At 85.5% G+C, this 214-nt stretch carries 1 protein-coding gene; it reads left to right on the top strand.

What is annotated here, in order from left to right:
* Nucleotides 1-214, top strand: a 214-nt coding sequence (locus tag EAS64_RS48180; RefSeq protein WP_187366591.1) for a hypothetical protein, incomplete at both ends; no start/stop codon positions are given.

The raw sequence follows: 214 nt of genomic DNA on the forward strand, positions 1-214 counted from the left end.
CGGCCCCGGCCCGTTCGGCCCGGGCATGCTCGGCCCCGGCCCGTTCGGTCCGTTCGGCCCCGGCGGCCCCGGTCCGTTCGGCCCCGGCGGCCCCGGCCCGTTCGGCCCGGGCATGCTCGGCCCCGGCCCGTTCGGTCCGTTCGGCCCCGGCGGCCCCGGTCCGTTCGGCCCCGGCGGCCCCGGCCCGTTCGGCCCGGGCATGCTCGGCCCCGGC

The organism is Trebonia kvetii (assembly GCF_007827045.1).
Taxonomy (GTDB): domain Bacteria; phylum Actinomycetota; class Actinomycetes; order Streptosporangiales; family Streptosporangiaceae; genus Trebonia; species Trebonia kvetii.